Here is a 20254-nt window from a genome sequence, read left to right on the forward strand (position 1 = left end):
ACGCATGACCGGCATGAATCAACTCGCGATCACGTTGCTGTTGACGGCCATGCCTCTGGGCATGGCGCACGCCATGGACGTCAGCTGTCTGTTTCATCGCAACAAGGAAGCCATGACGCGCATCGATTACACCTGCATTCTGACCAATGGCGATGGCAAGTGTGAAAGCAGTGGTTCGGGTTTCATCGTGTCCGAATCGGGACTGGTCATCACCAACAATCACGTAATCAGCCCGGTGGGAAATGTAACGGTCGAATCCGAAAAGATCCAAGTCAAGGTCGGCAGCCGCGGGGCTGGCAACGTCCCGGCCACCGTGGTTGCGCGTGACAAGATCAGGGATATTGCCTTGCTGCAACTGGCGCCGCGTGACAACGGCGAGGGCTGGCAGACTGTTGCGATCGGTACGGCGGTGCCGACGCCGGTCGCGGCGCCATTGATGGCCCTGGGGTACGGCGGGTGGGAGCTGTCGCTAATACCTCCCGGTATGAAAACGGCGGAATTGGCCGAGGTCGATGGCGGATACAAGCCGTGGTGGCAAACCAACCTGGCCTTGAATGAAGGGAACAGTGGCGGCCCTGTATTTGGCAGCAATGGCACGGTCATCGGGATCTCTGTCGCCTATAAAAGATCCAGCCAGTTGGTCTCCTACGTCATCCCGATCTACTACGCCAAGCCGTTTCTTGATCAGGCAGGTGCCCGATCCGTCACGTACGGTAGTTGCGTTTCCGGCCAACTGGAAAAAGACCCGCAGTATCAAGCCTTATAAGGCCAATGACGCAGTCGGAAAAACACGGCGAGTAGCCATCGAAGAAATCCAGCAGCCCGTAATTTTGCAGCTCGTATCTTTCGAAGCTTGAAATACGCTATCCACAATCCGAATTCACTGACTTGGAATCCGACCAACGCATGAACAGCGTTTGGTTCTGGAGTAGTTGGCTGAGAGTAAAGCTGAAGGCCGAGACACAGAAGCAAAGGTGAACAGCAGCATTCAATCGCAAATCCCAGGTTGGGTACTTGTCTGCATTCATAACCGTCCGCTGTTTGTTCACACAGTTGACGGTAGCTCGATGGATTCGGCTCCCGCCAACGCCTGCGTCACAGAGCACAGGCTATGACAAAAGCTCATGGCCGCATGACTTTTAATGGTTACGGGCTCTAGCAAGCCCGGTGCTAAAACAACGCAAACACAGCTCATCCATAACAACAAAGAGCGTTTGCGCCATGACTCAGTCCGTTACCGCCCATTTGCAGAACCCACTCTGGGTTCATGTTCACTCGCGCTCTTTGAAACCAACCAATGAAAGGTAGTGGGACCAGGCACCGCCGATCCCGCGTCATTTCTTCCCTTGTGTCCTCAAAGAGTAAATCCCCATGCAACCACTCGACCTCTATATCGGCGAAGGCTTCGCAGGCCCGGGCGTGAATGCCGCTCACATCAACATTCTTCTCGGGCCGCGTAACGGTCCCGCCGGACAGGCCTTCGCCAACAGCCTGGCTTCGCCGAGTCAGGGCCATTGCCCGTTCATGGTGATTGCCCAGCCCAACATCCCGGTCAAGCCCATGACCCTGTACGTGAACAAGGCGGCGATCGCCAGCGAACTGCACGGCAACGCGACCTGGGGGGCATCCCAGGCAGGTATTGCCAAGGCGGTACTCGAAGCGCTGCTGGACGGCACCTTGCCGGCCGAAGCCGAAGATCAATGGGCGATCGTCACCGCCAACTGGGTCAATCCGGATTGCGATGATCTGGAGGCGGTCTACCACAACAACTACAACGCCTGCCGCACGGCGATCCGCGCGGCCCTGACCGGCCAGCCCGAGCGCGGCCAATTGGCGGACGTGGTGAACCAGATCAGCAACCCGTTCTACACCCCCAAGGCCTGAGGAGCGCAGCATGCAATACATTCGTTTGGGCCACTCGGGCCTGCAAGTCTCGCGCCTGTGCCTGGGCACCATGAACATGGGGACCCCGGACTGGAAACCCTGGATCTTCGACGAAAAACAGAGCGAGCCCATCGTCGCCCACGCCCTGGATCACGGGGTGAATTTCATCGACCTGGCGGACTTCTATTCAGCCGGGGTCGGCGAAGAGGTGGTGGGGCGCATCGTCAAGCGTCTGGCGCGCCGTGAAGACCTGGTGATCACCACCAAGGTCGGCTACGGCACCCGCAGCGCAATCAACGCCAGCGGGCATTCGCGCAAGCACATCCTCGACAGCATCGATGCGTCGCTCAAGCGCCTGGGCATGGATTACGTCGATGTGTTCATGCTGCATTACTTCGATGTGAACACCCCGGTGGAAGAAACCATGCAGGCGCTGGACGACATTGTCCGCGCCGGCAAGGCCCGCTACATCGGCGTCTCCACCATGCTCACCGGGCAACTGGCGAAGCTGCTCATGGCTTGCGAGCGCCATGGCTGGGTCAAACCGATCAACATGCAGCTGCAACTGAACTGCGCCTACCGCGAAGAGGAGCGCGAGATGATCCCGTTCTGCCGTGACCAGGGCCTGGGCGTTTCGGTGTTCAGCCCGCTGGCCCGGGGGCTGCTCACCGGTGATGTGCAGTCGACCCGCAATCAGACCGACTTCTTTACCCAACAAATGTACAGCGATGAGGCCTCGTTCCAGATCGCCCGCTCGGTGCAGCGCGTGGCCCGCGCTCGCGGTCTGTGCAACGCCCAGGTAGCCCAGGCCTGGGTGCTCAATCATGCCGGGGTCGATTGCATGCTGGTGGGCGCCGACACCACCGCGCAGTTCGACAGCGCCCTGGCGGCCCTGGATACCGCCCTGGATGCCGAGGAGCTGCACGAGCTGGAGCGCAACTACACCCCCTGCGATGTGATCAACGACTACAGCGCCGGCAAACGTATCCTGCGCACGGCCCGCCCCGGGCTGGAGCGCTTCTCCCCGAGTGAGGCACTGGCATGAGCGCATTGATCCGTACCGGCCATTTCATCGATGGCCAATGGTCCAGCGGCGGCGCCAGCTACCCGGTGTACAACCCGGCCAATGGCGAGTTGATCGTTCAGGTGCAAAAGGCCGGCGCCGCAGAAACCCGCCTGGCCATCGCTGCTGCCCAACGTGCATTGCCGGCCTGGCGCGGACTGACCGCCAAGGAGCGCAGTCAGCGTCTCAAGCGCTGGAGCGAGCTGATGCTCAGCCAGCAGCGCGAACTGGCCACCTTGCTCAGCCGCGAACAGGGCAAGCCCCTGGCCGAAGCCATGGGGGAGGTGGTCTATGCCGCGAGCTTCCTGGAGTGGTTCGGCGAGGAGGCCAAGCGCGCCTACGGGGATGTGATCCCCAGTCACAAGGCTGACGCGCGAATCATCGTGACCAAGGAAGCCATCGGCGTGGTTGCAGCGATCACCCCGTGGAACTTCCCCTTGGCCATGGTCACGCGCAAGGTCGGCCCGGCCCTGGCTGCCGGCTGCACGATGATCCTCAAGCCTTCGGAAGAAACCCCGCTATCGGCCTTCGCCCTCGGGGTGCTGGCAGAGCAGGCAGGGATCCCGGCCGGGGTACTGAACATCGTGTCCGGCGATGCCCCGGCCATTGGCCAGGCGCTGCAGGCTTCGAGTGCGGTGCGCAAGCTGTCGTTCACCGGCTCGACCCGCACCGGCAAGCTGCTGATGCGTCAGTCCGCCGACACCCTGAAGAAAGTCTCGCTGGAACTGGGGGGTAACGCGCCGTTCATCGTCTTTGACGACGCCGACCTGGATGCCGCGGTCAAGGGCGCCATGGCCTCGAAGTTCCGCAACACCGGGCAGACCTGCGTCTGCGTCAACCGTTTCTTCATCCAGGACGGCGTGTATGAGGCCTTTACCGCCAAGTTGGCCGAGGCGGTGGCCGCGCTGCGGGTCGGCAGGGCCCTGGACGGTGATACCGAGCAGGGCCCGCTGATCAATGCAACGGCCCTGGCCAAGGTCGAGGCGCATGTCGGCGATGCGCTGGAGAAGGGCGCCCGGCTGCTCTGCGGCGGTCGGCGCCATGCCCTGGGCGGCACCTTCTTCGAACCGACCATCCTCATCGAGGCCAGCGACCAGATGCAGATCGCCGCGGAAGAAACCTTCGGTCCGGTGGCGGCGTGCTTTCGCTTCAAGGACGAAGCCGAAGTGCTGCAGCGGGCCAACGACACGCCATTCGGCCTGTCGGCCTACCTCTACAGCCGCGACATTGGCCGGGTCTGGCGCATGGCCGAGGGTTTGGAAGCAGGCATGGTGGGCATTAACGAAGGCATCATTTCCACCGAAGTGGCGCCCTTTGGCGGAATCAAGGAGTCGGGCCTTGGCCGCGAAGGTTCCAGATACGGCCTGGAAGACTACCTGGAGATCAAATACCTGCTGATGGGCGGTCTTTGATCCTCAGCCCTCCCGCTGCAGGAGCTGGCCGGGCGGCGTTGCGCTTGCCAGCGCAAATGGCGCAAGGCTCAAGAGCCGTTTCGCCTGCCAGCCGGTTCCTGCGTGGTTCGATTCATCTCTTATCCAAGAACAATAAATGGAGACGAACATGAGCACTGCAACCGTCAAGATCGATGACCTGCCCATTGGCCGGTTCCACCTGAAGATTGCCGGCCTGACCTTTGGCGCGCACTTCACCGACGGCTACATCCTCGGCCTGATCGGCATCGCTTTCACCCTGCTTAGCCCCCAGATGCAACTCGATGCATTCTGGCAGGGCCTGATCGGTGCTTCGGCGCTGATGGGGCTGTTTATCGGCAGCCTGTTCTTTGGCTGGATCTCCGATCACCTGGGGCGGCAGAAGATCTTCCTGGTCAGCTTCGTGCTGATCACTCTGGCCTCGGTGATGCAGTTCTATGCCGAGACGGCCATGGGCCTGTTTCTTTGCCGGGTGCTGATCGGCATCGGCCTGGGTGGCGATTTCAGCGTCGGCCACGCGATGCTCGCCGAGTTTGCACCGAAGAAACACCGTGGCGTGCTGCTGGGGTCGTTCAGCGTGATCTGGACGTTCGGCTACGTCGCCGCAACCTTTGTCGGCACCGCCATGCTCAGCCTCGGCGACGATGCCTGGCGCTGGATGCTGGCGTCATCGGCGATTCCCGCCGGCTTGATCCTGCTGGCGCGCATCGGCACCCCGGAGTCGCCGCGCTGGCTGGTCAACCGCGGACGCATAGCCGAGGCCCGGGCCATCGTGCACCAGCACCTGGGGGCCCATGTGGAACTGGACGAGCAAGCCTGCGGTAACGCCCGCTCCGGCTATGCGGTGCTGTTCAGCCCCGAGTACCGCAAGCGCACCGCGTTCAACTGCCTGTTCTTCGTGTGCATTGTCATGCCGTATTTCGCCATCTACACCTTCCTGCCGTCGATCCTGCAGAAGATGGGGCTGGCGGAGGGGTTCGGCACCGAACTGATGCTCAACCTGCTGCTGATCCTCGGCGCGTTGATTGGCATCTGGTGCACGGTGAAGTTTTCCCGCCGGGGGTTCCTGATCAACGCCTTTGTCATCCTGGCGGTGGCACTGTTGCTGCTGGCGGTGTTGCCGGGTAGCGCAGCCTGGTTGATGGTGCTGCTGTTCGGGGTCTTTACCCTGGTGCTGTCCGCGGTGAGTAACCTGGTGGGAGTCTTTCCAGCGGAGAGTTTTCCCACCGAAGTACGTGCCAGCGGCATTGGCCTGGCCACCGCCGTCAGTCGCCTGGGCTCGGCCATCAGCACCTTTCTGCTGCCGGTGAGCGTGGCCGGGATCGGCCTCAGTCCGACCATGGGCATCCTCGCCGGGATCCTGGCTCTGGGGGCGCTGATTTCCTGGGCCTGGGCGCCAGAGACCAAGTCCCTCACGCTCAACCAGGCGTGCAGCGTGAGCGCTGCCGACTCGAACAGAAGCGAGCTGCCGAAGGTCGCCTCGCCGATCTGATGCCACCCCGCACCACCGTTGCCGGCGAAGAGGCCAGAGAGCTTGAGGTTGACTTCGCTGGCAAGCCAACTCCCAAGAGAAACCACGAGCCGTCAGGGATTGCTCACCAGCCCCAGCCATTGGGTGAACAGCTGCACTTTGGACAGTCCCTGTCTGTCATTCGCCACGTCCAGCCAGTAGCCATAAGGGCCGATCACCTCCACCGGGGTGATCGGCAGCAGGCGTCCATCCGCCAGTTCCCCCTCGATCATCTGCCGGTCGATCACCGCCAGCCCGCCACCGGCCAGGGCTGTGTGGATCACCTGGTCCAAGGTGCTGAATTCCAGACCTGCACGGGCGTCTACGTCGTCGCGACCCATGGCCAGCAACCAGTTCTCCCAGACCTGCAGGCGCTTGCCGTCATGCAGGATGTGCAACAGGGGAAAGCGCCCGAAGTCCGGCGCCTGGCCGTCGCTGAACAGCTCCGGGCTGGCCACGGCCATATGCCGCTCCATCACCAGCAGTTGGCTCTGGCAATGGGGAGCGGCCTGCTGGCCGAAGCGGATCTCGCAATCGACTTCGGCCGCGCTGTCGTGGCTGCTTTGCTGGGTCACGCTAAGGCTGATATCCGGGTAGCGCTGGCAGAAGTCCCGCAGGTGCGCCGACAGCCAGCGGGTGGCCCAGGTCGGCGGCGCGACGATGCGCAGGCGCTGGCGCAGATTGGGTACTCGCAGGGCTTGCAGGGCCCGCTCCATTTGATCGAAGGCCTGCCCCAGGCTTGGCGCCAGGGCCGCGCCGGCCTCGGTCAGCGCCAACCCTTGAGGGGAGCGGCTGAACAGCGCCACACCGAGGTAATCTTCCAGTTGTTTGATCTGTCGGCTGACCGCGCCCTGGGTGACGTTGAGGACGGGGGCGGCCTGGCTGAAGCTGCGATGGCGGGCGACTTCCTCGAAGACCCGGAGCATGTTCAGGGAGGGCAGTTGGCGCATGGCGGGCAGACTCCGCACCTGGCGCCAGGCTGTAGCGATCCGCGCCTGGCGGGCTGAGCGCTGGAAGTGGCGGGGCAGGTTTATTGTTGTTGTAGGGCACTTCATCTAGGGCGCCCATCTTAGCCTGTAGGTGCCCTTTGCGGAGGTTGGCTTGCCCGCCAAGAGGTCCGTGAGATCGCTTTCGCCGGCAAGCCGGCTCCTACAGAGAGATACATATTTTCCTGCCAACTGTAGGAGCTGGCTTGCCAGCGAAAGGGCCGGCAAGAATTCAGAAGTAGTAGCCGATATTCACATACACCTGGTTTTCCCACTGGTTGCTGCCTCCGGCCCCCAGGCTCTGGGCATAACTGCTACCGCCTATGTACGGATCGTTCTTGCCGAACAGCCATTCGGTGGCTATCCACAGTTTGCTCAGCGAGAACGAGCTGCCGAGGATCATCCGCTGGGATGTCTTGTAGTCGCTGGCCGATTTGTCGAAGGCGCTGTAGTTGGCGTACAGCTTGACCCCGCTGATCTGATCGAACAGGTACTTGCCGTCGACGTCGTAACTCAGGTCGGCGACATACAGGTTGCCGCGGCTGGCGACGTTGAAGGTGCCGTCGTAGCCGCCCAGAGTGACCAACTCATCGGTGCCCGGATTGCGTGGCGACATCTGCTGGCGCGCTGCCTGCAATTGCACGCCCCACGGGCCGTTCTTACCCAGGTAGTGGACGGCCAAGGCATTGCGTCTGCCGTCGTTGTGGGTGTCGTTGTTCTTCAGGGTCGAGGTCAGGCCCGAGACTCCGACTTCCGATGCCCAGTCACCCAATTGCACGGCCCGCGCCACCCGCAGCACCAGGGTGTTGCGTTCGCGGTTGTCGCTGCCGTCGGCCACGTAGCTGTCGGCCGAAGATACAACGCTGGAATAGGTGCGGCCGTTGCTGGTGCCCTTGCCCTGCCAGGCGGGACGCAGGTAGTAGCCGGCCTGGAGGTTCCAGTCCCCGCTCTGCTGGATGTACTTGGCACCGATCTGCTCGATGTCCTCCAGGCCCACCACGTTGCCCAGGGTTTCAAAAAAGGTGCTGCCAAAATACGGCTGCAGGCCGAAGGGAATCTGGTTCAGGCCGACCTGTACCTGCTGCTCGGGGTTGAACCGGTAGCCGATCCAGGCGCTCTCGGCAAAGGCGATGTCGCCCACCTTGTCGGTGTAGCGGTAGGGGTAGGCGCGCCCGTAAAAGCGGTACTTGGCGGCGCCGATCCAGGTGTCGGAGCTGTACTTGGCACTGAGAATCGCGGTGTCGAAGTTGAAGGTCTGGATATCCCGGTCCGGGTCGTAGTCCCAGCGCGCACGAACCGCGCCGCCCAGGTCCAGGTGGTCGGTGACTTGCACGGCCAGAGCGGGGGTGGCGAGGCTGCCCAGTAGGGCAATGTTGCACAGAAAGCCGGAGCGTTTGGAAAGCATGGGGTTTTCTCCCGGATTGTTATTGTCGGGTGCGATGAACCCGGCCGCGGCAAGGGCGGCAGCCAAGGGTGAAAGGATTGAGAGGGGGGTGAACGCTGTGGCTTCAGCCGGTGGCGATCATCGAGACAAGCGGGAAATGAGGCATGGGCGGTACTCGTTGTTGTTTTTGTAATGTGCCTGCAGTGTTGCTATCTGCTCTTGGCCCGACAAACGATTTATTCATCGCCTGCGCATGACAAAAACGAATGTTAGTCCCATGGATTCCGTCTACGGGTGCATGCGATGCTTTGCGCCTCCTGCAGCTGTCACAGAGAGACTGTCGTGAAACGCAAAATGCCTGCGCTCAATGCGCTCAAGGCCTTCGAGGTCGCCGGCAGCACCGGCAGCTTTACCCGGGCCGCCGAATTGCTCAACGTCACCCAGAGCGCGGTCAGCCGCCAGGTCCGGCAACTGGAGGAGCAGTTGGGGGAAAGCCTGCTGAAACGACGCCACCATCACCTGGAGCTGACCAGTGCCGGGCGAGTATTGCTGCGTGCCCTGCACCAGTCCTTCGACAAGATCGAGTTGACGTTGCGCGGCATTGCGCAAAAGTCCCACACCAATCGCTTGCACCTCAATGCACCGCCAACCTTCGCCAGTCGCTGGCTGTTGCCGCGCCTGGGACGTCTGCGTGAGCAGCACCCTGAATTGGAGCTGAGCCTGACCACGCGTTTGCAGGACAGCCTGGCGGAAACCGCGACCCTGGATTGTGCGATCCGCTTTGGTGACGGTGAGTGGGATGGCCTGGACAGCTCCCTATTGTTTCAGGAGCGGCACATCGCGGTCTGCGCGCCTTCGCTGCTGGCCCGGGAATCGGCGGAACAGGGCATCGATCTCAAACGCATGACCCTGTTGCATGTATTGGCCCGGGAAGACCAGCGCTACCTGACCTGGAAGCACTGGCTGGATGCCGCGCGGATCACCGGGGTCGATACTCAGGGCGGCTATGAGTTCGACCTACTGGATTTGGCCATCCACGCGGCCACCGAGGGCTTGGGGATTACCATTGCCGACTGGCACATGGTGGCGGCGGAACTGGCAGCGGGGCAGTTGACCCAGGTGCACAACGTGCATGTCGAGGGGCACCAGTCCTACTGGCTGGTGACACGTCCAGCCCAGGTTCCGTTGCCGCAACTGCAGGTATTTAGCCAGTGGCTCGAAGAAGAAATCTGGCTGGCGCAACGCCAGCTTGAGCCCTCCACAGCCTCAACACCCCTGGGCTAGAGGCCGCGCGACCGCCTTTGTCGGCAAGCCGATTCCTGCAAGTCCCCCATGCAGGGGCTGGCTCGCCAGCAAAGGGGCCCGTCAGGCCGTCATCATCGGTGCGCCGTAACCTGCGTTTTTTGCATGTTAGTCCGCGCAATTAATCGTTTGTCCTTGTCGTGCCGGACGACAAGACTGCCTGCACTCACATAACAACAACCCGAGTGCCCAGCCATGCCCTATCCGGTCCTTGTCGATTGCCTGTCGCTGCACCTTGCCCGCGGTTTCCCGCCTTGCCTGCAGGCCATAGCCCTGTCCGTCGATCGCTGCGCTGTGCCCGCTCGGCCACTCCAGACCCTTTGATCGCCGGGCCTGGATTGCGTCCAGGCTGCCTGCGCCACTTCTCTGCCAACGACGGGGCAACTTCCATGCAACTTGAACAGAATTTTGTTAACGGCGACTTCATCAAACCCGCCAGCGGCGTATCCATCGCGGTCTATGATCCGGCCGACGAAAGCCTTGTGGGGCATGTCTCGGCCGCCACTCAGGAAGAGGCCCATGCTGCGGTGACTGCCGCCTGTGCGGCGCAGAAAAAATGGGCTGCCTTGACCAGCATCCAGCGCGGTGACTATCTGCGCGCATTGGCCGATGCCCTGGAGTCGCGTGCCGACGCCATTGGCCAGGCGCTGGCGGCCGAATCGGGCAAAAGCCTGGCGGACGCCAGCAACGAAGCCCGTTACGCCGCGCAGATCACTCGTTATCACGCTGAATGGGCGCGCCGCATCGAGGGCGAGATCATTCCCAGCGACAGCCCCGACGAAAAGCTGTTTCTGCACCGCGAGGCGATTGGCGTCGTGGCTTGCCTTATCCCGTTCAACTACCCGGTCTATACCCTGCTGCGCAAGGTGGCGCCGGCGCTGATCGCCGGCAACACGGTGGTGGTGCGTCCGAGCAACAACACGCCGATCTCGGCTTTTGAAATCGCTCGGGCGGTCCAGCAGGCCGGCCTGCCGCCTGGGGTGGTGAACATCCTGACCATGGACCACGCCACCGCTGCCACCGTCTGTACCCACCCGGCAGTGGGCATGATCACCCTGACCGGCAGCGTCAATGCCGGGCGTATCGTGCTCGACTACTGCAAGGCCAATATCGCCAAGCCGTCCCTGGAACTGGGCGGCAAGACCCCGGCCATCATCGAGCCCGACGCCGACCTGGAGCAGGCCGCCAGCGCCATCATCGCTTCCAAGACGACCCACTGCGGCCAGTTGTGCACGGCAGTGGAACGGGTCTATGTCCATGAAAGCGTGCACGAGCGATTCCTGGCCCTGCTCAAGGACAAGATCGCCGCCGTGCAATTCGGTGATCGGCGCCAGGATCCGGGCCGCATGGGGCCTCTGGTGAGTGCGGCATCGCGGGAGGCGATCCATGGCCTGGTGCAGCGGGCGGTCGCCCAGGGCGCGGTGCTCGAAGCCGGTGGCGTGATGCCCGAGGGGCCGGGGCATTTCTATCCGCCGACGCTGCTCAGCGCGTGCCGCCAGGACATGGAGATCGTTCAGGAGGAAATCTTCGGGCCGGTCCTGCCGGTGCTCAAGTACCGGGATATCGATGAAGCCCTGGCCTTGGCCAATGACCACCAGTTCGGCCTGGCCTCGGTGCTCTACACCGAGAACTACCGCACCGCGATGAAAGTCGCCGGGGCCATCCAGGCCGGCGAGTTGTACGTCAACCGAACCCCGGCTGACCCCTACCAGGGCTACCACGCCGGCTGGAAGCGCTCAGGGCTGGGCGGTGACGACGGCAAGCACGGCATGCTCGAGTTCACCCAGACCCGCCTGGTGGTCATGCCTTTCTAAAGGCAGCTGCACGTTTCAAGCGGCAAGCACCCAGCCAAAGCGTGCAATCGATTTTGCCGCTTGCCGTCGTTGTATCAAGACAGCCGCAAGCTGCAAGCAAGAACACCGCAGTCGTTCTTGCCGCTTGAAGCTCCAAGCTTGCCGCTGCCCCACTAATAATAATGAGCGGCGCCGGTTACCGGCGCCCGAGGGCATCGTTATGTCTAAGCATGCAGCCGATCTGATCTCGGCCCAGGACCCCGCCGGGTTGCCGGTGAGCCACAGCGACAAGGGCAGTCGTTACTTTCAACTGATGCTGCTGGTGCTGGCCGCCGGAGCGATCTACCCGATCCTCTACCTGCGTCAGGTCTACCAGACCACCATGCTTGAGGTGTTGCACATCAACCACAGCGAGCTGGGTTATCTGTACTCCATGCTCGGCACCATTTTCCTGATCAGCTACCTGCCCAGCGGCTGGCTGGCGGACCGTATCGCTCCGCGCTTGCTGATATTTTTCTCCCTGGTGGCTACCGGTGCCCTGGGCCTGTGGTACTCCACTGCGCCATCACTGACGTCGCTGATGATCATCTTCGGCTGCTGGGGGCTGACCACCGGGCTGACGTTCTGGGCCTCGGTGCTCAAACGGGTAAAGATGATTGCCCGCCACAATGAGCAGGGGCGTTTCTTCGGCATCCTCGACGGCGGCCGTGGCCTGGTGGAAGCCTTGCTGGCGACCCTGGCCCTGGGTTTGTTCGCCCTGGCCACCGAGACCCGCGGCGAGTCGACGGCCGAGGGTTTCCGTCACGTGGTCTACCTGTATTCCTTTACCTGCATCGTCATCGGCTGCGTGCTGGTGCTGCTCAAGGACCCCAAGTCCCTGCAAGACACAGCACCGGTGGAAAAGGGGCGGTTCAACCTGCTCGGCGATCTGGCGACCCTGGTGAAAATCCCCGAGCTGTGGCTGGTGACCGCCATCGTGTTCTGCGGTTACCACATCTTTTGGGCTACCTACAGCTTTTCCGACTACCTGCAGGGCAACGGCATGACCGCGGTGATGGCCGGCACCATCACCACCATCAAGCTGTGGATGCGGCCGCTGGGTGGCATCGGTGGCGGCTGGCTGGGTGACCGTTTCTCGAATATCTCGGTGTTGATCGTCGCCCTGTTGCTGGCCACCCTGGGCATCGTCGGGCTGATCCTGTTCCCGGCCATGGGCAGCTTGGGCTTGTTGATCGCCACCGTGATCTTCATCGGTCTGATGACCTACGCCATTCGCGGGCTGTACTGGGCGATCCTCGACACCTGCCGTATTCCCCTGCGCATCACCGGTCTGGCCATCGGCATCGTCTCGGTGGTGGGCTACCTGCCGGACGCCTTTATCCCGCTGATCAACGGCTACCTCACCGAACACTTCCCCGGGGCCTTGGGCTACCGCTTGTACTTCGGCTACATCGCCGCGGTCGGCGCCCTCGGCACCCTGGCCGCGATCGCCTTGCGCGCTCGCATCAAGCGTACCCAGCCACATTCGCAAACAGGAGCCTGAGATGAAAATCGTCGCCCTTGAAACCCATATTGTCGCTGTCCCGCCACCGCATATCGGCGGCATGTACTGGCTGTTCGTCAAGCTGCGCACCGCCTGCGGCATCGAAGGCGTGGGCGAGATCTATGCCGCCACCTTCGGTCCCCAGGCGATGCGGCCGATCATCGAGGACGTGTTCCAGCGCTATCTGCTGGACCAGGACCCGCACCACATCGAACGCTTCTTCCGCCAGGCCTATTCCAGCGGGTTCACCCAGCGCCCGGACCTGACCATGATGGGCGTGGTCAGCGGCCTGGAGATGGCCTGTTGGGACATCATTGGCAAGGCGGCAAACAAGCCGGTGTACGAGCTGCTGGGGGGCAAGGTCCATGAACGCCTGCGCTCCTATACCTATCTGTATCCGCAGAACAGCCGCGGCGAATACGACTACGACGACCCGGACCTGGCCGCCGAATGCGCGGTACAGAACATGAACCAGGGCTTCACCGCCCTCAAGTTCGACCCGGCCGGCCCCTACACCGCGTACTCCGGGCACCAGTTGTCCCTGCAAGTGCTGGAGCGCTGTGAAACCTTCTGCCGCAAGATCCGTGAAGCGGTGGGCAATCGCTGCGACCTGCTGTTCGGCACCCATGGGCAGATGGTGCCGTCCTCGGCCATTCGCTTGGCCAAGCGCCTGGAGCAATACGACCCGCTGTGGTTCGAAGAACCGGTGCCGCCTGGCCAGGAGCAGGCCATGGCCCAGGTGGCAGCCAAGACCAGCATCCCGATCGCCACCGGTGAGCGCCTGACCACCAAGTACGAGTTCTTCAAGCTGCTGCAGGCCGGTGGTGCCTCGATCCTGCAAATGAACGTGGCGCGTTGCGGTGGCCTGCTGGAGGCGAAGAAGATTGCCAGCATGGCCGAGGTCTACTACGCGCAGATCGCCCCGCACCTCTACAACGGCCCAATTGGCGCAGCGGCGAGCTTCCAGCTGGCGGCCTGCACGCCGAATTTCCTGATCCAGGAAAGCATCATGACCTGGGGCGGCTTCCACGCCGAAGTGCTGACCAAGCCTTTGCAATGGGAGGACGGCTACATCATCCCGTCCAGCGAGCCGGGCCTGGGGGTGGAGCTGAACATGGACGTGGTACGCAGGCACTCGCCTTACAGCGGCGAACGTCTGCACCTGCAAATGGCCGCGACGCCGGCCGACGTCAACGACCACTCCCCGGCCAAGGGCTGAGCACTTCCCGCCCGGAGACGGGCAGGGCATGGGCAGCCGGCATGGCTGCCTTCAATACGACCTGAGCGGTAACCCTGCATGACATACGACTACATCATCGCCGGCGCCGGTGCCGCCGGCTGCGTTCTGGCCAACCGGCTCTCGGCCTCGGGCCAATACTCGGTATTGCTGCTGGAAGCGGGCGGCAAGGACTCATCGTTCTGGTTCAAGATTCCGGTGGGTTTCGCCAAGATGTATTACAACCCGCGTTTCAACTGGATGTACTACAGCCAGCCGCAGAAGCAGCTCAACGGCCGGGCGATCTACGCGCCGCGGGGCAAGGTCCAGGGGGGCTCCGGCTCGATCAACGCGATGATCTATGTGCGCGGCCAGGCCCATGATTTCGATGATTGGGCGGCCAATGGCAACGACGGCTGGAGCTTCGACGAGGTGCTGCCGTATTTCCGCAAGCTGGAGAATCACCCCCTGGGAGACAGCCAGTACCACGGCGGCAGCGGCCCCATCAGCATCACCCCGATGAAGGGGCAGACCCATTCCATCTGCGATGTGTTCCTCAAGGGCTGTGAGGAACTGGGCTATTCGCGCAGCGAAGATTTCAATGGCGCCCGATTCGAGGGCGCGGGGATCTACGACGTCAACACCCGCGATGGCCAGCGCTGCTCCAGCAGTTTTGCCCACCTGCATCCGGCGTTGCGCCGGCCAAATCTCAAGGTCGAGCATTACGCGCTGGTGGACCGGGTGCTGTTCGATGAGCAGCAACAGCGCGCCACGGGTGTCCGCGTGACCCAGCAAGGGGTGTTCCGGACCTTCAGCGCCAACAAGGAAGTGATCCTCTGTGCTGGCGCGGTGGACACGCCGAAGATCCTGCAACTCTCTGGTGTCGGTGATCGCGGGTTGCTGGCCCGGCACCAGATTCCTCTGGTTCGCCACCTGCCGGCGGTCGGGCAAAACCTGCAGGACCACTTGTGCGTCAGCTACTACTACAAGGCCAATGTGCCGACCCTCAACGACCAGCTCAGCTCGCTGCTCGGCCAGCTCAAGCTGGGCCTGCAATACCTGCTGACGCGCAAGGGCGCGCTGGCCATGAGTGTCAACCAGGCTGGCGGCTTCTTCCGTGGCGACCCGGGGCAGGAACACCCCAACCTGCAGCTGTACTTCAACCCGCTGTCGTACCAGATTCCCAAGAGCAACAAGGCCAGCCTCAAGCCCGAGCCGTATTCCGGCTTCCTGCTGTGCTTCAACCCCTGCCGGCCCACCAGTCGCGGCAGCATCCAGATCGCCTCGAACAACCCTCGGGATGCAGCGCTGATCGACCCCAACTACCTGAGCACCGACAAGGACATAGCCGAGGTGATCCAGGGCAGCCGGCTGCTGCGCAAGATCATGCAGGCCCCGGCGCTCAAGAGCATTACCCTGGATGAGGTGCTACCGGGGCCGGCGGTGGACAGTGATGAGCAGATGCTGCAGTACTTTCGCGAGAACTGCGGCTCGATCTACCACCTGTGCGGTTCCTGCGCCATGGGCCGCGACGAGCAGCGCTCGGTGGTGGACAAACGCCTCAAGGTGCATGGCCTGGCGGGGCTGCGCATCGTCGATGCCTCGATCTTCCCCAACGTCACTTCCGGCAACACCCACGCGGCGGTGTTGATGGTGGCGGAGAAGGGCGCCGACCTGATTCTTGAGGATGCCCGCTCGATGGTCGGTGGATGAGCATGCAGGAGCAGTGGCCTGAATGCGGCCCGCCTCATTCAGCCAGGTTCTCCGGCGCTACCACCCATACGCTGCACGGCATCCGGTACAGCAGGTGTTCCACCGTGCTGCCGATCAGGCGTCCCATGCCCCGGCGGAGGACCCGCCCCATGACGATCATGTCGACATCGTAGGCATCCGCATAACTGGCCAGCACCTTGGCCGGGTCGCCCATGATCATGTGCTGGTTCTCGGCGGGGATGCCATTGCGTTCGGCCAGTTCGCGAAAGGCGTCGCCCTGCGCTTCGAAGAACAGTTTGGCCGCGCTTGAGGAAAAGAACGCCGAGGCGTTGTTGAAACCGAATTCGGCGGCGCTGATGGACGACAGGTCATGGGCATAGATGACATCGAGCACCGCATTGCAGGTGCTCGCCAGTTTTGCGGCTTCGCGCAAAATCCTGTCATTCAGGCCCTGGTAGCGTCCATCGCGATGGAACGGGTCGACAGCGGCGACGATGCGGCGGGGCAGGGCGTGCTGCACATGGCTGACAAAGTGCAGAGGCACCGGGCACTCGCGCAGCAGGTGAACATCCAGAGGCGTGAACATCAGGCGCGACAGCGGCGACTCGTGGTCCAGCGCCTTGATCAGCGCGGCCATCGGTTGCTCCTTGAGGTGAATGAGGATCTCCTGCAGCGGGCTCTGCACCCAGACCACCTCGGTGGTGACCGTGACGCCGATCTTGCGTAGGGGATGGGCCTGCTCTTCGAGCCACTGGCGGTGACGTTCGACATAGCCCAGACGCATCTGCTCCAGGGCCTGGCCGTTGACCATGCCGGCAGTGGCCAGGCCTTCCAGGTAGTCGAACGCGACGATGTGCAGCGCTGAGTCCGAAGCCTTGGCCAGGGCCGCGGCCCGTTCGAAGGCTGGACTTTTGTGCATGAGGGGCGAGACGACGAGCATGAAGCGTGATGGCTCGGACATGATCAATCTCCGTCAGGTTAATGCAGCAACGCCGAGGCACCCGGGCAAGCCGGTGTACGGACATGGCGGCCACGACCCTATGCTGGCTTGAGTCGCGGCGACCGGCTTGATTTTTGTCAAGCCGGCGGGAGAGCGGAGCATGGGGCAGATCAACGGCGTCGTGTGCCCGGAAGATCTGCAACTGAACGTCGGCAGCCAGGAGCAGGCCAATGCCTTGGTTCGACCGCGCAAGGCGCGGTTCGAGGCGCCCCATGCCTGGTCGTGCGGCCACGGCACTTCAGGGCGTGAGCACGATGGCGCCGTTGAAGCGGCCGCTGCGCAAGCACGCCAAGGCCTGATTGGCGTCGTCCAGGGCAAAGCGGGTGATATCGCAGTGCACCGGCGTGTGTTGCAGCTCGGCAAAAAAGGCATGGCCGTCTTCGCGGGTCAGGTTGGCCACCGAGCGCACGCTGCGTTCGCCCCAGAGCAGGCGATAGGGAAAGGCGGGGATGTCGCTCATGTGAATCCCGGCGCAGATGACGCAGCCGCCCTTGACGGTGGCTGCCAGCGCCAGGGGCACCAGCGCCCCGACGGCCGCGAAGATCAGGCTGGCGTCCAGTTCATGAGGTGGCGGCTGATCCGAAGGTCCGGCCCATGCCGCGCCGAGGGATCGGGCATAGTCCTGGCTTTCCTGGTCATGCGGGCGGGTGAAGGCATACACCTGTTGCTGGCGCCCACGGGCGATCTGGATCGCCAGGTGTGCCGCCGCGCCGAAGCCATACAGCCCGAGGTGCTGCGCGCCTTGGGCCATGCGCAAGGCGCGAAAGCCAATGAGTCCGGCGCACAGCAATGGCGCCGCCTGGATGTCGCTGAGTGCGTCAGGGATGGGGAAGCAGAAGCGCGAATCGGCCAGGGTGTATTCGGCGTAACCGCCGTCCAGATGACAGCCGGTGAACTGCGCCTGATCGCAGAGGTTCTCGCGGCCCGCAAGGCAGAACGCGCATTCGCCACAGGTCCAGCCCAGCCACGGAACCCCAACCCGCCGGCCGATCCAGCCAGGGTCGACCTGGGGCCCCACCTCCGTGACTTCACCGACGATTTCATGCCCGGGCACCCGCGGCAGCAGCGCCTGCGGCAACTCGCCGTCCAGCAGATGCAAATCGGTGCGGCAGACCCCGCAAGCCAGCACCCGGATCAGCAACTGGCGGGCGCCGGGTTCGGGCAGGGCGCGTTCCTGTCGTTGCAGTGGCTGGCCCGGGGCATTCAGAACCATGGCGCGCATGAGGCGGCTCCTGGCAGTGGGCGGCCAGCGCCCGTGGGCGCTGATGCCGCCGAGGATGGATGAAACAGACGAGTCGTCATCCGCTCACCTGCGAAGGGCAGGCGGGCGTCACGCCGGTCCTTGCCATGCTCGTGGCAGCCGATTGCGCCGGCAGCAGCGCGGCGAACTCCTCGGGAGTCAGGGTTTCCTTCTGCAGCAAGAGACGGGCCCCGGCGTCCAGATCGGCCCGCAGCCGTTCGAGCAAGGCCTTGGCGCGCTGGTAGGCTTCATCGAGCAGCGCGCGAATGCCAAGGTCCACTTCCCGGGCGGTCTGCTCCGAGTAATCCTTCTCGCCCGTGCCTTGGATGCGTTCACCCAGGTAGGTGGCGTTGCGCTGTTCCAGCACGGCCTGGCCGAGTTCGGCGCTCATGCCAAACCGGGTGATCAGCTGGCGGGCGATATCGGTGGCATGGGCCAGATCATCGGCGGCTCCGGTCGAGGTCTGTCCATAGACCAGAAACTCGGCGGCGCGCCCGGCCATGAGCACGACCATCCGGTCCTTGAGCATCTGGCAGCTGATCAGGAAGTGGTCCTCGGTGGGGCGCTGCAAGGTGTAGCCCAGTGAGCCCATGGAGCGCGGCACGATCGAAACCTTGTGCACCGGATCCATGGCCGGCAGGTGGCTGGCGGCCAGGGCATGGCCCATCTCGTGATACGCCACGACCTGGCGTTCTTCCGGGCGCAGCACGCTGCTTTTTCGTTCGACCCCGGCCACCAGGCGTTCGATCGCCGCGGTAAAGTCGTCAAGCTCGACCGCCGCGGCGCCACGACGGGTGGCGACGATGGCAGCCTCGTTCACCAGGTTGGCCAGGTCGGCCCCGGTGAAACCGGTGGTCATCTCGGGGATCCGCTCCGCATCCAGGGCTGGCGACGCGGTTATCTTCTGCAGGTGGACCTTGAGAATCGCCTGTCGACCGGTGCGATCCGGCCGATCGATCAGCACCTGACGGTCGATGCGCCCGGCGCGCAGCAGGGCCGGATCGAGAATCTCCGGCCTGTTGGTCGCAGCCAGCAGCACCACACCCTCACGGGGGTCGAATCCGTCCAGCTCGGCGAGCAACTGATTGAGGGTCTGCTCCTTTTCATCGTTGCCGCCGAACGCGCCGACGCCGCGGGCTTTGCCCAGCGCATCGAGTTCATCGATAAAAATGATGCAGGGCGCCGCCTGTCGAGCCTGTTCAAACAGGTCGTGAACCCGGGCCGCGCCGACGCCGACGAACATTTCGACGAACTCCGACCCCGAAATCGAGAAGAACGGCACACCGGCTTCACCGGCAACGGCCTTGGCCACCAGGGTCTTGCCGGTGCCGGGCGGGCCGACCAGCAGCGTCCCCTTGGGAATGTGCGCGCCCAGACGGGCGTATTTGGCCCGGTCCTTGAGAAAGGAGACCACTTCCACCAGTTCGGCCTTGGCTTCATCGATCCCGGCGACATCGGCGAACCTGACCCCGGTATCGCGTTCGACGAACACCTTGGCCCGGGACTTGCCGATGTTCATCAAGCCGCCAAGCCCCTGCCTTTCGGCCAGGCCGCGAAACAGGAAGTGCCAGATCACCATGATCAGGACCAACGGCAACAGCCAGCCGATCAGCCCGCTCAAGAATGAAGAGTCGTTGACCCCGGTAAACCCGACGCCTGACTGGACAAGGTCGCCAGCCAGTGACGGATCGACCCGCACCGTGGTGAAGCTGTCGTGGCCGTCGATGGGAGCCAGCAGTCTGCCGCTGATCCGTTCCTTCTCGATCTGCAGGTCGCTGAGTTTTTTTTCGTTCAGCAGTTGCAGGAACTGGCTGTAAGGAATGTTCTGCGCGGCATGACGTTCGATGAACAGAGTCTGCACGAGCGTGAACAGCATAAAGGCGATCACGAAGTACGACAGGTTCCACTGGTGGTTCTTCTTCATGCTCATGACTCGACAAGGGCAGGGCCACGCAGCCCGTCACCAGTACCACGGCCTGGACAACGTGCTGGGCAGCACCACCGAACACATCCTCTACCAGGTGCCCTGCAGCGTCCTGGCGGTCAAGGCGCAGTCAGCGGTGGCCTCAAGCCGTTCGCCATTTGCAGCGCCGGGCGGGCACTAAAGCCCGATGGTGGAGCGACACATCGATCGTCTTCGGGCGGCGCCAGGAAAAAGCCCCTTGCCGCTGTTGCGGCAAGGGGCACCCT

The 20254-nt window shown here is 63.2% G+C and carries 16 protein-coding genes; 11 read left to right on the forward strand and 5 right to left on the reverse strand.

Going from position 1 to position 20254, the window contains the following annotated elements; translation table 11 throughout:
* Positions 1–4: 4 nt before the first annotated feature.
* The 5 genes from L1O02_RS12925 (at position 5) to L1O02_RS12945 (ending at position 5869) form a co-directional block, all read left to right on the forward strand.
* Entirely contained in the window at positions 5–766 is a 762-nt protein-coding gene (locus tag L1O02_RS12925; RefSeq protein ID WP_108545559.1) for a serine protease, read from the forward strand.
* Positions 767–1371: 605 nt separating this feature from the next.
* Positions 1372–1884, forward strand: coding sequence for a formaldehyde-activating enzyme (gene fae / locus L1O02_RS12930; protein WP_108545558.1), 513 nt, complete (start codon positions 1372–1374; stop codon positions 1882–1884).
* 10 nt (positions 1885–1894) lie between these two features.
* Entirely contained in the window at positions 1895–2929 is a 1035-nt protein-coding gene (locus L1O02_RS12935) for an aldo/keto reductase (protein WP_108545557.1), read from the forward strand.
* A complete protein-coding gene (locus tag L1O02_RS12940; RefSeq protein WP_108545556.1) occupies positions 2926–4359 on the forward strand; it encodes an NAD-dependent succinate-semialdehyde dehydrogenase in 1434 nt (477 codons plus the stop codon). The genes L1O02_RS12935 and L1O02_RS12940 overlap by 4 nt, the downstream gene beginning before the upstream one ends.
* A gap of 148 nt (positions 4360–4507) precedes the next feature.
* A complete protein-coding gene (locus L1O02_RS12945; RefSeq protein ID WP_235760025.1) occupies positions 4508–5869 on the forward strand; it encodes an MFS transporter in 1362 nt (453 codons plus the stop codon).
* Between the two features lie 92 nt (positions 5870–5961).
* On the opposite strand, the gene L1O02_RS12950 is transcribed toward L1O02_RS12945, so the two are convergent.
* On the reverse strand, positions 5962–6837 hold the full coding sequence (locus L1O02_RS12950; protein ID WP_235760026.1) for a LysR substrate-binding domain-containing protein: 876 nt from the start codon (positions 6835–6837) through the stop codon (positions 5962–5964).
* Positions 6838–7105: 268 nt separating this feature from the next.
* Entirely contained in the window at positions 7106–8278 is a 1173-nt protein-coding gene (locus L1O02_RS12955; protein ID WP_060839883.1) for a hypothetical protein, read from the reverse strand.
* 321 nt (positions 8279–8599) lie between these two features.
* Between L1O02_RS12955 and L1O02_RS12960 the strand changes: the two genes are divergently transcribed.
* From L1O02_RS12960 to L1O02_RS12980, 5 genes are all read left to right on the forward strand, one after another.
* A complete protein-coding gene (locus L1O02_RS12960; RefSeq protein ID WP_060839882.1) occupies positions 8600–9541 on the forward strand; it encodes a LysR substrate-binding domain-containing protein in 942 nt (313 codons plus the stop codon).
* A gap of 407 nt (positions 9542–9948) precedes the next feature.
* The gene (aldA, locus tag L1O02_RS12965) at positions 9949–11373 is read left to right on the forward strand and encodes an aldehyde dehydrogenase (RefSeq protein WP_060839881.1); all 1425 of its coding nucleotides are present in this window, start codon (positions 9949–9951) and stop codon (positions 11371–11373) included.
* Between the two features lie 199 nt (positions 11374–11572).
* Complete coding sequence (locus tag L1O02_RS12970; protein WP_060843937.1) at positions 11573–12895, forward strand: MFS transporter; 1323 nt, start codon at positions 11573–11575, stop codon at positions 12893–12895.
* A gap of 1 nt (position 12896) precedes the next feature.
* The gene (locus tag L1O02_RS12975) at positions 12897–14114 is read left to right on the forward strand and encodes a mandelate racemase/muconate lactonizing enzyme family protein (RefSeq protein ID WP_060839879.1); all 1218 of its coding nucleotides are present in this window, start codon (positions 12897–12899) and stop codon (positions 14112–14114) included.
* Between the two features lie 78 nt (positions 14115–14192).
* Complete coding sequence (locus L1O02_RS12980; protein ID WP_235760027.1) at positions 14193–15824, forward strand: GMC family oxidoreductase N-terminal domain-containing protein; 1632 nt, start codon at positions 14193–14195, stop codon at positions 15822–15824.
* A 34-nt stretch (positions 15825–15858) separates the two neighbouring features.
* Here L1O02_RS12980 and L1O02_RS12985 read toward each other — a convergent pair whose 3' ends face one another.
* From L1O02_RS12985 to ftsH, 3 genes are all read right to left on the reverse strand, one after another.
* Positions 15859–16785 carry a universal stress protein gene (locus L1O02_RS12985; protein WP_108545552.1) on the reverse strand — a complete coding sequence of 309 codons (927 nt, stop codon included), beginning with the start codon at positions 16783–16785 and terminating at the stop codon, positions 15859–15861.
* Between the two features lie 277 nt (positions 16786–17062).
* Positions 17063–18046, reverse strand: coding sequence for a zinc-dependent alcohol dehydrogenase family protein (locus L1O02_RS12990; protein WP_108545551.1), 984 nt, complete (start codon positions 18044–18046; stop codon positions 17063–17065).
* A gap of 76 nt (positions 18047–18122) precedes the next feature.
* Positions 18123–19988, reverse strand: a complete 1866-nt coding sequence (gene ftsH, locus L1O02_RS12995) for an ATP-dependent zinc metalloprotease FtsH (protein ID WP_235760028.1) — start codon at positions 19986–19988, stop codon at positions 18123–18125.
* Here ftsH and L1O02_RS13000 point away from each other — a divergent pair.
* Positions 19987–20169 (forward strand): universal stress protein, encoded by a 183-nt coding sequence (locus tag L1O02_RS13000; protein ID WP_235760279.1) that lies wholly within the window; start codon positions 19987–19989, stop codon positions 20167–20169. The two genes, ftsH and L1O02_RS13000, sit on opposite strands and share 2 nt — an antisense overlap.
* Positions 20170–20254 lie beyond the last annotated feature (85 nt).

Source organism: Pseudomonas sp. BC42, assembly GCF_021560055.1.
Lineage (GTDB): Bacteria > Pseudomonadota > Gammaproteobacteria > Pseudomonadales > Pseudomonadaceae > Aquipseudomonas.